The 14,252-nt window shown below is 53.4% G+C and carries 14 protein-coding genes; 5 read left to right on the top strand and 9 right to left on the bottom strand.

The features are described 5' to 3' along the window. Positions 1-72 precede the first annotated feature (72 nt). The gene (locus KOI40_RS01345; protein ID WP_216095637.1) at positions 73-621 is read left to right on the top strand and encodes a pilin; all 549 of its coding nucleotides are present in this window, start codon (positions 73-75) and stop codon (positions 619-621) included. Positions 622-632: 11 nt separating this feature from the next. Here the strand turns inward: KOI40_RS01345 and KOI40_RS01350 are convergent, their stop codons facing one another. The 3 genes from KOI40_RS01350 to KOI40_RS01360 form a co-directional block, all read right to left on the bottom strand. Continuing rightward, positions 633-1,409, bottom strand: a complete 777-nt coding sequence (locus KOI40_RS01350; RefSeq protein ID WP_216095638.1) for a DUF4124 domain-containing protein — start codon at positions 1,407-1,409, stop codon at positions 633-635. Positions 1,410-1,548: 139 nt separating this feature from the next. After that, positions 1,549-2,745: an endonuclease/exonuclease/phosphatase family protein gene (locus KOI40_RS01355; protein ID WP_216095639.1), complete on the bottom strand. Its 1,197-nt coding sequence runs from the start codon at positions 2,743-2,745 to the stop codon at positions 1,549-1,551. Between the two features lie 29 nt (positions 2,746-2,774). Next, entirely contained in the window at positions 2,775-3,254 is a 480-nt protein-coding gene (locus tag KOI40_RS01360; protein ID WP_216095640.1) for a peroxiredoxin, read from the bottom strand. A gap of 231 nt (positions 3,255-3,485) precedes the next feature. Here KOI40_RS01360 and KOI40_RS01365 point away from each other — a divergent pair, with 231 nt between their 5' ends. From KOI40_RS01365 to KOI40_RS01375, 3 genes are all read left to right on the top strand, one after another. After that, entirely contained in the window at positions 3,486-4,499 is a 1,014-nt protein-coding gene (locus tag KOI40_RS01365; RefSeq protein ID WP_216095641.1) for a phospholipase A, read from the top strand. A gap of 8 nt (positions 4,500-4,507) precedes the next feature. After that, on the top strand, positions 4,508-5,026 hold the full coding sequence (locus KOI40_RS01370) for a cupin domain-containing protein (RefSeq protein ID WP_216095642.1): 519 nt from the start codon (positions 4,508-4,510) through the stop codon (positions 5,024-5,026). Between the two features lie 111 nt (positions 5,027-5,137). Next, positions 5,138-5,557: a LexA family protein gene (locus KOI40_RS01375; protein ID WP_216095643.1), complete on the top strand. Its 420-nt coding sequence runs from the start codon at positions 5,138-5,140 to the stop codon at positions 5,555-5,557. 7 nt (positions 5,558-5,564) lie between these two features. On the opposite strand, the gene KOI40_RS01380 is transcribed toward KOI40_RS01375, so the two are convergent. Continuing rightward, entirely contained in the window at positions 5,565-6,707 is a 1,143-nt protein-coding gene (locus KOI40_RS01380) for an LD-carboxypeptidase (protein WP_216095644.1), read from the bottom strand. Positions 6,708-6,945: 238 nt separating this feature from the next. On the opposite strand from KOI40_RS01380, the gene KOI40_RS01385 reads away from it, so the two are divergent. Then, complete coding sequence (locus tag KOI40_RS01385) at positions 6,946-7,317, top strand: DUF3703 domain-containing protein (protein ID WP_216095645.1); 372 nt, start codon at positions 6,946-6,948, stop codon at positions 7,315-7,317. Between the two features lie 16 nt (positions 7,318-7,333). Here the strand turns inward: KOI40_RS01385 and KOI40_RS01390 are convergent, their stop codons facing one another. The 5 genes from KOI40_RS01390 to KOI40_RS01410 all read right to left on the bottom strand — a co-directional run bounded on the left by KOI40_RS01390 (position 7,334) and on the right by KOI40_RS01410 (position 14,011). Beyond that, entirely contained in the window at positions 7,334-8,761 is a 1,428-nt protein-coding gene (locus KOI40_RS01390) for an aldehyde dehydrogenase family protein (RefSeq protein ID WP_216095646.1), read from the bottom strand. Beyond that, positions 8,758-9,795: a CobW family GTP-binding protein gene (locus KOI40_RS01395; RefSeq protein ID WP_216095647.1), complete on the bottom strand. Its 1,038-nt coding sequence runs from the start codon at positions 9,793-9,795 to the stop codon at positions 8,758-8,760. Before KOI40_RS01395 ends, KOI40_RS01390 begins: the two co-directional genes overlap by 4 nt. Beyond that, a complete protein-coding gene (locus KOI40_RS01400; protein WP_216095648.1) occupies positions 9,792-11,579 on the bottom strand; it encodes an amidohydrolase in 1,788 nt (595 codons plus the stop codon). The genes KOI40_RS01395 and KOI40_RS01400 overlap by 4 nt, the downstream gene beginning before the upstream one ends. Positions 11,580-11,594: 15 nt before the next feature. Further along, positions 11,595-13,007 (bottom strand): aminotransferase, encoded by a 1,413-nt coding sequence (locus KOI40_RS01405; protein WP_216095649.1) that lies wholly within the window; start codon positions 13,005-13,007, stop codon positions 11,595-11,597. A gap of 146 nt (positions 13,008-13,153) precedes the next feature. Then, a complete protein-coding gene (locus KOI40_RS01410) occupies positions 13,154-14,011 on the bottom strand; it encodes a helix-turn-helix domain-containing protein (protein ID WP_216095650.1) in 858 nt (285 codons plus the stop codon). Between the last annotated feature and the right edge of the window lie 241 nt (positions 14,012-14,252).

Raw genomic sequence — 14,252 nt, forward strand, 5'->3', positions numbered from 1 at the left:
TGTTTCACTGAGCCGCCGGATAAATTGGTTATACTCGGGGTTCATGAGAACGGCATAAAGAATAACGAGACAATGACTGTCCACCCTGGCGACTTTCCTGGCAACGACATGAACCCAAACCACCCGAACACTGACACTCTCCATCGTCGCACTGGCGGCTTTACCCTGATTGAAATGCTGGTGGTGGTGGCGATTATCGCCATTCTGGCGGTGATCGCGATACCCTCCAAAGGCTATCGACACATTCAGGTACAGGTGGTCGAGACCCTCGATCTGGCGGAGCCGGTCACAACAAAGATCACCGAGTATTACGCCCTCAATGGCAGTTTTCCGGAAAATAACGCAGCGCTTGGTTTGCCTGAACCAGACAAGTACAAAGGCAATTACCTGAGTGCCTTGAAAATTGAGAAGGGTGCAATTCAATTAACTCTGGGGCAGAAAAGCCCGGAGATGCTGCAGGGAAAAACACTGACCCTGCAGCCGGTTTACGTGAAAAACTCGCCTCAGGTGCCCGCATCCTGGATTTGTGGCTATGATCCGGCGCCCTCCGGGATGAGTGCTGCCGGCGATAACCGAACGGACATTGCGTTCAAATATCTGCCACTGCGCTGCCGTCAATAACGTCCTCTCAGCTACCGAGTGGACTGAATATTGCGGGAAGCATGGCTGAGTTCGCGCTCAACACTGCGCATGTCGGACAAGTACTCCCCGGCACATGTGCGCCATTCTTTTCGCTGATGCTTGAGAGCCGGATCGCTGGGATCATAGATTGGCTCAGCCCCACAACTGTTCTGCAGGGCTCGCTGTAGATTACTGTGCACCTGCTGTAAGCGTTTTACTTCCGCCGCATTATTGGCCGCCAGCGTTTTCATGTTGCTTTGTTGTTCCGCCGCCCAGTCCATCGCGCAACGCAACTCCCTGAGCGATTTCAGGTTGGCATCCTTGCGCTTTTGGAATTCCAGATTGCGCTGATTTCGATAACTGGAATTGCTGCTGTAATAGCGGTTGCGATTCTGTTCGAACTGACGCAGGTTGTCGTGCTCGACCTGAGTTTCAAGACGCTCAAGATTCTTTTGCCAATATTTTTGCTGACGGGCCACCTCCTGCAGAAAACGGGCTTGCCCGTTGCTGCCCACGCGCGCCACCGGCAGACTGATGTCGCCGCAATACTGGGTATTGCCAATGGTTGTGACGGGAGTTTTCACGTCACCGCCGGCTTCCACCTTGACGCTCTTAACTTCATGGTTTTCGGTTTTTTCAGCCGGGGGGAACTGACTGAACGTGATGTTGCCATCAGCATCCACCACTTTATAGAGCTTGGCGGCCAATGCGGGTGTTGCTGCACACAAGCTGAGTATGACCGAGACCAGTCCTGTGGATGCCCAGCGACACCATAAGCGGGTATTCATTGCCTAATCCTTTTGTCCTCTTTTTATCTTCTACCTGCCGGCTGTACTTACTGAAGCGCATCTCTCGAGTACAATACTTTTTATGATTGCAGGCATTCCTTTAGCGTTGGCAGAGTTTACCGCAATATATCCGGCCGGCCTATTCAGGCGCCCGATCAGATAATTCAAAGACACCAATCACCGGAAAATGATCGGACACATCCAGTGTATCCTGCTGACGGACATAGGCATGACGCAGCCGCCACTGATCGCTGTAAAACAGATAATCCAGTGTTCGATCCGGACCGGTTACCGAGGGATCGTTGGGGAAGTGGGTGTATCCCTTTTCGGGATTCGGGCTCGTCAGTACCTCAATCGAAGGAATCTGGCGAAAGCGATCCGATACCGCGGCCAGGGCAGTCTGCTCATCAAATCCCTGACCATGCGCTTTTGTTAGCAGCTCCCATTGACGATTGCCATCATCCGGCAGCAGGTTTAAATCTCCCCCCAACACCCAGGGAATCTGCTGACGCTCAAGAGCATCAATCACCGACAAGGTAGTTTCAACCTGTTGCTGCATCAGACCGGAGCCTTCACCCCAGGCATCAAAATGCGTATTCAAAAAAGCGATTGGCTCGCCTGACTCGGTCGCCATCCAGGACTCTAACACCGCACGCTGAAAGTAAAACCGGGTGGTCAACGGGTCGTGATCCATCAATGGCAGCTGGTGGCGTCGCGCCTGGGTCATGGGATAGCGGGACAGCGTCACCAGCTTCATGCTCACAGCCCCCAGCACATTGGGGTGCAACACCAGTCCCGCCTGCCAGTAATGGGCACTCACCTGACAGGGATAGGCCTGCGCTCCCAAGCGTTGCTGAAGCGCGGCGACCTGGTCAACAAAATACGTTCTGCTGTCGTGTTCATCGTTGATTTCCTGCAACATCACCACATCCGGATTTTCATCAGCGATGAGCTCAGCCACACGATCCAGGGTAATCTCCGTATCCGCTTTGCCGGGCTTGCTGTCGGGACCACCCTCGACATCGTAGAAGAACACATAGTTCTTACCCGCCATATACTGCACATTGAAACTCATCACTTTCAGAGCACGGGGATCCGATGTCTTGCCATCAAGGGCATCACCAGACCGTAGCTCTCCGTCAATGGGCAGGGCATCTGACTCACGCAAGGGTGACACCCTGGCGGCACTGACATCAGGCCAGGGCGCGACCGGATGATCACAGGACGGCGTGACATCCACCACCGGTGGATACCAGACAACCGTTTGCCAGGCCCAGCCGATCACCAACACTGCGCCAAGCGCCAACACCCCCATGGCGTAAGCCAGATATTTCATGGTCGTTACTTTTTTAAGGACGGATTATGTCAAAGCGCGGCAAGGATGGTTTCTGCACTGCTCTTATCGATGCTGCCGGCATCCACATTCAGCAGTTCAACGACACCGTCATTGACGATCATGGCATAGCGCTGGCTGCGCACTGCACCCAAGCCAAAATCACTGGCATCCATGGTCAGTCCCAGTGCGGTTGCCAGATCGCCATTGCCATCAGCCAGCATGGTGATGTGCTCGGCGTTTTGATCCTTGCCCCAGGCGGCCATCACAAAGGCATCGTTGACCGAAGTACAAATCACTTCGTCGACACCTTTGGCTTTAATTTCATCCACTTTAACCACGTAACCTGGCAGGTGAGTCATCGAACAACCCGGGGTAAACGCACCCGGCACGGCCATCATGACCACTTTTTTACCGCTGAACAGCTCGTCAGTGGTTACTTTTTCCGGACCTTTTTCGCCCATAACCTGCAAGGTTACGGATGGGATTTTGTCACCGACTTGAATTGTCATTGCGTCTCTACTCCTGAAAACCAATTTAACAAAGGCTAGAGTCTGCGCCATCCAGAAGCCCAGCACAAGCTCACAGAGAACCTTATCACGGGCATAAGCTGTGAAGACGCACACAACGAGAGAAAGTCACTGCAAGTCCGTAAGCGGTTGCTTATACTGCACGCTGCACGCAGTCTCACAAAAGATGACTGCGTCTCGACTACTTGCCCCTCTTACCGTTAAGGACTTCCGATGCGCACGGGTATTTTTCTTGTGATGACCACCACCGCGTTTGGCGCGCTCGCAGAAACTCAACAGGAATGCCGAATGATCAAGAAGGACACAGCCCGTCTGGCATGTTACGACCAGCTTTTTGGCGAGCCTGAAGCGGTGATAAAAGAGTCAGCCGCAACACAATCTACGGCCTATGGCACAGCAGAAACGGGGTCCGCTGTTCAGGAAGTTTCGGATATTGAGGTCCGGCTAAAAAGCGAAGATCAGCTGGCCGATAATCGCTTTGTCATTCTGCCTCATCGCCAGACTTATATTCTGCCTTACACTTACCTTGATGACCCCAACGGCGAACCTTACCGCGGTAACACGGTATTGGCAGAGGAGTCAGTGGACAATGAGGAAATCAAATTCCAGATCAGCCTCAAGGTGCCCATCGCCAGAGATTTTCTGGTCGACCAGAGCACCCTGTGGATGGGTTATACACAGGTGTCACTCTGGCAGGCCTATAACGGTGAAGCGTCGGCGCCTTTCCGGGAAACCAATTACGAACCGGAAATCTACTGGTCGTTTCCCACTGGGCTGAACGCATTCGGTATCGCCATGGAAGAGGCCTCCATCGGTTTTGTGCACCAGTCCAACGGTCGCGGTGAACCCCTGTCACGCAGCTGGAACCGCATCTTTGCCAACTTTGTTTTCGCCAAAGATCAGTGGGGCTTCGCCGTTAAACCCTGGTACCGGATCAAAGAAGACGAAAAAGACGACGACAATCCCGACATTGAATCCTATCTGGGCTACGCTGATTTTATCGCCACCTACAAGTGGGACGATGAATATGTGCTCTCGGCACTGGTGCGCAATAATTTCCGCAGTTCCGATAACCACACCTCCACCACGCTCAGCCTGAGTTTTCCCCTGCCGGGTCGCTTGAATGGCTACATTGAATATGTGGACGGCTACGGTGAAACCCTGATCGACTACGACCACCGCAATCAGCGCATTGGCATTGGCTTTATTCTCAACGACTGGTTTTAACTCTATTTATGGAATCCGCCTCCCCACAACGACAAGCGCTGATTGATCAGCTGCAACTGGAACCCCATGTGGAGGGCGGGTATTTCCGACGCACCTACCAATCCGACAACCGTCCGTCTCTGGACACCGAATACGGCTCCCGCCTGCGTCTGACCTCAATTTACTATCTGCTGACCGATGATTCGCCCATCGGTCACTGGCACCTGAACCGCTCTGATATTTTGCACTTCTTCCACCTCGGGCGCCCCATCACCTACTACCTGCTCGATGCCTCCGGCAACCTGAGCACACAGGTGATGGGCCCCGACCCGAGCCTTGGCCATCAACTGCAACTGCTGGTCCCCGGCGGCACCTGGAAAGCTTCGTGCCTGACCTCGAGTGAAGACAAGGCCGAGGCCGATTACGGACTGATCAGCGAAGCGGTGTGTCCCGGGTTTGAGTTTGACGACATGACGCTTGGTACCGAGACACAACTGCTGCAACGCTTTCCCCAACACGCCGAGATGATCCGGCGTTTCACCCAATAGTCCTGCGCACCGCAAGGCGAGCACCAGAAGACACTTGGCAAGAGCGCCACACCGGCTATATACTGTTTTTATATACAGTAATTACACAGTATCCGCTATTTGAGGCTGGCCATGAATCTTGCTGAACTTGCCCCCGCTGTTATTCACTCACAAATCACACTGCCTCTGTACCTGCACAGCAGCAGCGCCGGATTTGAAAGCCCGGTTGAAGACGACGAGCCCGGCCTGGATCTTAATGAACACCTGATCCGCCGCCCTGCCAGTACCTTCTATGCCCGCGCAAAAGGCGATGCCATGCGCGATAAGGGAATCTTCGACGGGGACCTGCTGATCGTTGACCGCAGTCTGCATCCCGGCCAGGGTGATCTGGTGGCCGTGGCTCTCGATGGAGACCTGCTGTGCCGCGAACTGGATTTACGCAACAGCCAACTGCTGGCTGCCGATGAGGAGTCGCCCGCACTGTCACTGTCCGACAGTGCCGATTTGCGGATTGAAGGCGTGGTGGTGAGTGCGATTAAAGAGTTCCGGTAAGGCCCGATTACACCATCACCGCCGGTTCCAGTAACTTCAGCGTACCTTCATTGGCATCCATCCTGACCAAACCGCCCACGGGCCAGGTCTGGTTGTGACGGATATGGCCAATCTGGGCGCCCATATAGCAAGGGATACCCAGCGGCTTCACGTACTGTTCGACAATATTGGCGAGGGTGAAGGAGCCCACCATGATCTCGCGATCTTTGCTGCCTTTGGGCTTCCTGAAATACCCGAAAATCAGACCGGAGATTCTGTCGAGTGTACCGTTGAGCTTTAACGTCGACAGGTAACGATCTATGCGGTAAACCGACTCGTTGACGTCTTCAAAGAACAGGATTTTGCCGTCCACATCCGGCAAATAATCGGTACCGGACAGCGACAACCAAACGCTCATATTGCCACCCACCAGCCGCCCCTCAGCGACCCCCGCATTGATGGTGCGGATTTGGTTATCTCCGGTCACAACCAGCGGTCCACTGCGGTCTTCATTCACGAACTTCACATTTTGACCCTGAAAAATCAGGCGGTTGATGTAGTCAAAACGGTAGGGATTCCAGTGGGTAAACCCCACAGGGCCATGGAAGGTCACCAGGCCGGCTTTGTGATAAAAAGCATTCAGCAACGTCGTGATGTCACTAAAGCCCATGAAGATTTTGGGATTCTCTTTGATCAGATCGAAGTCCAGATACGGCAGCGTGCGGTTACTGCCCCAACCGCCGCGCAAGGCAAAAATGGCTTTCACTTCGGGGTCGGCAAAGGCTTCATTGATGTCTTTCGCGCGATTCTGATCGGTTCCGGCCAGGTAACCGTTTTGATCCAGAATGTGCTTGCCCAGCTTGACCTTTAGTCCACCGGCTTCGAGGGATTCTCTCGCCATATCCACCAGACTGCGTTCAAAAATAGCGGTGGCCGGAGAGACACAACAAATGGTATCGCCTCGCTTCAGCGCGGGAGGATAATTGATCATTTCCGAGGTATCGGGTAGCTGTACCGGTCTCGCTTCCGCCTCTTGCGGAGGATCGACAGCTTCAGGTTCTGCGGCGGGTTCCAGCGTCTGAAAAGTACTGATCGGACCAGGGTTACTGGTGCACCCCGCGACAGAAATCCCTGTCAGCAGTCCCAATTTGACCAGATCTCTGCGTTTCACTGTTCCTCCTCAGCGTAAGAACTTCTTGTCACCTACGATAAAGAGTAGCCCAGAATCTGCCAATTGGTACGCCGGCGCGCGCACTCCAGAGGAGAAGACATGGCGCGTGTTTCCAGCATGCGGGCAACCAACCCGAAGACCTGAAATTCACTCTGGACATTCCCCCAGCAGGAAGGTCTATAAAGACCCTGTGAACACACTCATCGACTATCTCATACTGTTTCAGAGGCATGAAAAGATGGACCATCACTTTCTTCATTTCAGCAAGCGTATAGCCCCTTTTGTTGAGACCGAGCTGCAACAGGCCCAGATCAAAATGGACAATGGCGCCTCTCACGAGGCTTTTAAACACCTGGAGAACGCTCATGTTCTTGGACAGGCATCCACCTACTGGCACGTAAAAACCCATTACCGGATGTTGCTGTGGGGATGGAAAGAAAAGAAGGCGGGCGAAGTCTGGGGGCAGCTGATCAGAATAGCGGGAGCCGCCAGCAAAACAGCTTTAGGACTGATCCCGACGGGCAATACCGGAGGGGCAAATGTCAGCCCCTTTAAACCCATGCCCATTGACGCGCCCCTGGCGGCAATCATCAGGGACGCAAAGCGTTAACGTTTTACATCGACGTTTAAAGCTGAGGACACTCCGGTTTCAGCATGGCTTTGATTTCCAGAAACTCATGCACACCGGCGGCCGAAAATTCCCGCCCGTTACCGGACTGCTTGTAGCCGCCAAAGGGAGCATGGTAATTGAAGACCGCGCCATTCATCAGGCACTGTCCGGCGCGGATACGGCGGGCAATCTTGACCGCCCCCTCTTCACTGCCGGCATACACCGCTGACGCCAAACCATAAGGCGTATCATTGGCGATCTCTACCGCCTCGTCAATGTCCTGATAGGGAATCATGCACAGCACCGGCCCGAAGATTTCCTCGCGGGCAATCCGCATTTGATTGTTGACGTTGGCAAAGATGGTCGGCTCAACGTAGTAACCCGTAGAATGAGCGTCTGAGGTCTTTCCGCCACACACTAGGGTGGCACCTTCAGCGATACCGATCTGAATATAATCCAGCACTTTTTGTTGCTGAGCCTGAGAGGAGATGGGCCCCAGAAATGCCTCCTCGTGCATCCCTACCGTCATGCCCCCGGCAATCTCCTTGGCGATGGCAACCGCTTCATCGTACCGTGACGCCGGCACCAGCATGCGCGTCAGTGCGACACAGGTCTGCCCGCTGTTGAGCATGACATCTTCCACACCGTATTGGACTGCAGCCTGCAGATCGGCATCGTCGGTGATAATCAGTGGCGACTTGCCACCCAGCTCCTGAGTCACGCGTTTCACCGTAGATGCAGCAGCTTTGGCCACTTCAATGCCGGCTCGGGTCGAACCGGTAAACGACACAACATCCACCTCGGGATGGGTACACAGCGCTTCACCCACATCAATTCCGGTTCCCGGTACCAGATTAAACACACCGGCGGGAATTCCGGCGTCGTGAAGAATTTCTGCCATGATAAAATCCTGCAGCGGTGTTTGCTCCGCAGGCTTGACCACCATGGTACAACCGGCCGCCAAAGCGGCGCCCACCTTGCCGACAAACTGATGCAGCGGGTAGTTCCAGGGATTGATAAACGCACAGACACCTGCGGATTCGCGAACCACCAGAGCACCTTCAACGGTTTCGATTTCCTCAGTCAAGGATGTGTGTTCTGCAAACAAGCGCATGGCTTCAATGGGGCCATCCACCTGCAACCAACCGGCAATGTGTTCCGGACAGCCCATGGTGACAGAGATCGCTGCGGTTAAATCCTGCTTTCTCGCTTCCATGCCATCGGCAATCGCCAACAGCAGTCGCTTGCGCTCCGCGGCCGAAGTTTGCGACCACTGGGCAAACGCCTTACGTGCAGCATTTACCGCACGATCTACATCTTCAGCATTCGCCAGAGGCACTTCAGCAGCCAGGGCTTCTGTTGCAGGATTGATCACGGTCAGTGTCTGGTTCGAGCTCGCATTCAACCACTGGCCCTCAAGATACAGTTGCGTGTAAGTCATCATGAATTCTTCCTCGTTATGTCGCTACTGTCGTTGATCAGACAAGCGTTAAGTTGATCGGTCAGTGCCTGTGCATCCAGCGGTGTCCAGCTGATCAACACCAGTTGCGTCGAGCGCTCATGCTCGCTGTTTTCAATGTGATCCGGAACGGGACTCACCTCGAGTCGACTGCCCACCAACTGAATTTGGCACCAGGATTTAGGCATGCCATGAAGTTTTAAAATCCCCTTGGCGCGATACACACAAGTGGGCAGTGCTTTGAACCACTGGCGAACATCGGGCAAGGACAGCTCACCGTCAGTTTGCCAACTGAAGGTGAAAAACTGATCGCTGTGATCCCGGTGTTGCTGACAGGTCTTTTCGGTGGCCGCTACCTCCGGATCTTCACCCAAAGACACGGCTGAAGAAAAGCCATCCGCACAGGGCTCCATCAAGAGGGAGCGGGGTACATTGGCAAAGGCGGTTTCATACACTCGCGCACCCGGAAACAACCAATCGCGGTGCAACCGGGCAATTTGGGCGTTGCTCACCAAATCCACCTTATTCAGCACAATCACATCGGCCACAGACACCTGATTCATGGCCAGATGCTTCATTTCAGAGGTCAGTTCGGAAAAGTTTGCCGCATCCATCAGGGACACCACGGTTTCCACTCGCAGCTGATCACGAAACTGGGGGTACTTTAACGTACTGATCACCTTACCCGGTTCGGAGACGCCACTGGTTTCAATCAGGATCACATCGGGCGCTGCCGGGGTGTCCGTCAACAAGCGCTGTAATTGCTGAATCAAATCACTTTCAATGGTGCAGCAGATACAACCGTTACTGAGATCGATACGATTCTGTTCCGCACTGCTGACCAACTGGCTATCGATATTAATACTGCCGAAATCGTTAACCATCACCGCCATTCGTTGACCCTGCGGATTATTCAGCAAACGATTGAGCAACGTGGTTTTTCCCGAGCCGAGAAATCCCGCAACCACCACTACCGGAACCCGTGCATCTCTCAGATCGTGCTGCAGTGAGCCGTTCATCTCAATGCATCACCGGCATTTTGCTTCGAATAAAAATCCGGTGGGCAATCTGACCAGTGCGGGCTCAATATATCAGCCAACTCCGCTTCGCGATCCCACATCAGGCGTCCCTCCAAAAAGGTCAGATCCACCTGAGTGTTGTGAATATTGCCACGGGCCTCGACCTCAAACACATTGCGATCCAGCACAATCACGTCTGCGGACTTACCCACTTCCAGACTGCCCGCCTGTTCCTCCAGCCCCATGCTGACGGCACCATTGAGCGTCATCACCCGAATGGCTTCCTCAACCGACAGCGGCTCACCGTGAAAAGTGTCTTCGTTTTCAAACCACGGATTTTGACGGGTAATCATGGCCTCAAAACCCACCCACGGATTGATGTTTGATACTGGCCAGTCCGTTCCCATAACGGCAATGCCACCGTGATCCAGAACACCTTTAAAGTTGTACATGCGATCAAATCGCTCGCGCCCCATGACTTCTCGCGCACGGGCATAGGGTTCTGGCAACCACCCTACCGGAGAGAATTCGGCGATGACATTGAGTTCGGCAAAACGCGGCAGGTTTTCATCCAGCAACACGGTGGAGTGAGCGCACTGGTGTTTCACACTGATGCCATCGCGATAACCATTGCGACGACGTGCTTCGGCTACGGCATCCAGGAAAATATCGGAAGCCCCGTCACCGACACAGTGGGCAATCACCCGAATACCGCGCCGATCCAGATCCACCACCATGTCGGTGATGTGCTCCGGGGTCATGTTGAGAGCGCCACGCCATTGAGATTCACCCGGCCAGGGCGTCGACAGGTAGGAGGAGCGCGAACCGTGGGTACCATCGAAGTGGAACTTCACGGCATTGGCGTTCAGCCTTGCACTGCGATAATAATGACGCTCACCAGCCAGTAACTGCCAACGGCGTTTCACCGGAAAAATATCATCCTGCCAGCTGATCGCAGCTTCGACACGCATTGTCATGTCACCGGCATCATCGATGGTCTTCAACGCATTCAGACGATGCTCACAGACATGGACATATTTACTGCCCACCACTCCGCAACTGGTTTGATAGTGAATAGCCTCTCGGTAGGCACGCTGTAACGCATGAGCAGGGACTGGCGGCATGGCCGCGTGTATCAGTGCATAAGCACCATCCACCAGAATGCCGGTCGGTTCTCCGGTGAGGCTGTCCCTTTCGATATAACCATTACCCGGATCCGGTGTGTCTGCAGAAATACCGGCGAGTTCCAGAGCCTTGCTGTTCACCAGAATGCAGCCCCATGAGCGATCATGGATCGCCACCGGGCGATCAGGCACAAGACGGTCGAGCCAGTGTCGGTCCGGTTCAATACCTGCACGTTTAAAGTGGAAGTGAACAAAGTACTGTCCAAAAATCCACTCTTTATCAGGGTGAGTTTCGGCGTAGTCCAGCACCGCGTCAGCAATCTGTTGCGGCGTCGGATCTTCGATGCCAACGTCCAGATAACCTGCGTAAGACGGTGCCAATGCCAGATCCGGATGGGTGTGCATGTCGTACAAACCCGGCATTGCAAAACGGCTTTTCAGATCCACTTGCCGAGTCTGACTGTCCACATAAACGTCCATATCCGCATTAGAACCCAACGCCAGAATGCGGCCGTCTTTTATCGCCAGCGCTTCCACCCAGGGCTGTTTCGGATTGACGGTATAACAACGGCCATTGCGCAGAATCACATCCGCTTTGTCGCTGTTCGACAAATTCTGCCCAATATGACTGGAACGGTAATTCATCGCAATCTGTGACATAGCAGTGCCTGAATATCAGCCGGAAAAATGACCTTCGTCACGCAATTCAGCGATGGTGTTTTCAATCGCCTGTCGTAACGTGCTGACCACAAAATCCACTTCACTTTTATCCATCGTCAGCGGAGGTGACATGACATTCAGGTGCACAATCGCACGGGTGATCAACCCCAGCTCATCGGCGTGATTGGAAATGCGTTTGCCGATATCCAGTTCTTCCGGGAACAGAGCCTTGGTCTTCTTGTCTGCAACGTATTCCACGCAGACCATAAATTTACGGCCGCGAACCTGCCCCACAATAGGCAGATCTTCCAGGGTTTTTAATTGCTGCTCAAAGTACGGACCAACGTCTTTGACATTCTCAAGCAGTTTCTCGCGTTCCAGAATCTCGATATTTTTCAACGCCGCCGCACAGGCAACCGGATGGCCTGAATAGGTAAATCCGTGAGCAAAACAACGACCGGAATTTTCTGCATTCAATACATCCCAGATCTCATCACTGAATAACAGGGCACCCAGCGGCTGATAACCGGAGGTCAGACCTTTGGCCGACGTAATCATGTCGGGGACAATACCGAACTCATCTTCCGACGCGAACCAATGCCCCAGTCGACCAAAAGCGGTTACCACTTCATCGGAAACATAAAGGATGTCGTTGGCCTTACAGATGTCGTACATGCGTTTCAGGTAGCCATCCGGAGCGACAATCACACCACCGGCACCCATAATCGGTTCGGCAAAAAACGCAGCAACCTTATCGGCACCGCCCAGCTCTTCGATCTTGTCTTCAAATTCACGGATTAACGTATCGACAAATTCCGATTCACTCATGCCCTCGCCCGCACAGCGGTAATAGTTAGGGTATGAAAGGTGATGGATGGTATCACTGATAAAATCAAACTCCGGCGGATGATCACCAGGTTTACCACCAATCGACATCGCCGCGTAAGTGGTTCCGTGATAGGAATTGATACGGGAGATGATGTGCTTTTTGTCGTGTTTGCCGCGGCAGTTTTGATAGTAATGGATCATCCGAAATGCAGTATCCACCGCCGTCGAGCCACCACAGGTGAAGAACACGTGATTCAGTGGTCCAGGAGCCAGCTCAGCAAGCTTTGCCGCCAGTTCAGCGGCCGGGACATTGGTCAGGTCGACAAAAGGACTGGCGTAAGACATGGTGTACGCCTGCTCGGCAATGGCTTCTGCCATTTCTTTGCGCCCCAAACCAATGTTGTTACACCACAGACCACCCACCGCATCAAAATACTTGCGGCCTTCACTGTCAAAAATATAGCTGCCCTCGCCTTTGACGATGGGCATGGCACCTTCATCACGAAAGACATCGAAAACCTGCCAGGGATGTAAGTGGTGGGCCTTGTCTTTGGCAATGATCGCTTTTGTATCGTATTGAGTAGTGTCTAAGTCGCTCATACTAACCATCCTGTAAACGGCTTTGGGTTGGGTACGTTATGGCACTAGACTAAGTGGACAGCGAATTTGTCACCATACCCTTTGGGGGGTAGTTGGTGTTTTTGAAGAACGATAAAAGTTAAGAAGGTAATTGGAAGGTGCGAAAATCAATCCGCCGGCGGAGAGAAATACGCGCTTAACGGATCCACGCCCGGTGCACGTCCCGCCATAGAAATAGAAGACAAAAACAGCGAAAACAACTCCGACTGCGAGGAAATATCCAGTTTGTTGTACAGGTTACGGCGGTGTACCTTGATGGTTTCCATGGAAATTTTCAGTTTGGCCGCCATGGATTTTGACGAGTGTCCATGCAATAACAATCTCGCAACTTCGCACTCACGATCCGTCAGTAACGAGCTGCCAAAGTTGCGCAGAGCTTCTGTCAGCTGCTTGTGCAGCGAGACTTGCTGCTGAGGCTTATTCGATAAGACGCCCTGCCATTGCTGCTCCAAAACAGCCAGCAACCACGGGGTCAATTGACGCAGGTTCTCGACCTCCGGCTCCTGAAAATGCTCTATCCGGGCTAATGACAAGTGCAAATAACCGGCGTTTTTAATGGCCAGCAGGAATCCGACTTCGTCAGTCAGATTCGAGTAACGGTAGTAAAGCCGAAAGTACTCACTGGAGTGAAAATCATCCGCAGCCACTTCACCCAGGCGATACAGCCCTGAGGGGATAAACTCCTGGGCAGCCTCATAGAACGGATCCAACAGATAAGCACCGCCGATGTAATTATCCAGATCACCCTTTTTTTCCGGCTCAACGTTGCGCTGGGTAATGTCCGACAACAGAATCGGCAGGGAATCCGACGGAAATCCCACTGCCGCGAAGCTGTCCACAGGGGTCACCAGTGTGATCACCTCCAGCAAAGCCTGAGAAAAAGCATCCGTATGCAAGGCGCGAGTGGCCTGAGCCATGGCCGCAATCAAGGGCGGGTTAAGCACCAACGCATCAGAGCTGGACATCAATTATCACCTCAATCAAACAGGGCTCAGGCGCACACCGGAGCGCTTATGAATCACGGAAATTATCATACAGCCTGGAAGGCGGCCTGGCACACCGAATCCCCTGATTTCAGAATAGCAGAAGCCTGCACTCGATCGCACCATATAAGTGCGCCTTATAACACCATAGGGTTATGGCTGCTGGCGGGGCTTATCTTTAGCCTTAGCTTGGGCCTGAAAGTTACGTCTGTGCATGGCAAGG

It is taken from the genome of Pseudomaricurvus albidus (assembly GCF_018863235.1).
GTDB classification, from domain to species: Bacteria; Pseudomonadota; Gammaproteobacteria; order Pseudomonadales; family Cellvibrionaceae; genus Pseudomaricurvus; species Pseudomaricurvus albidus.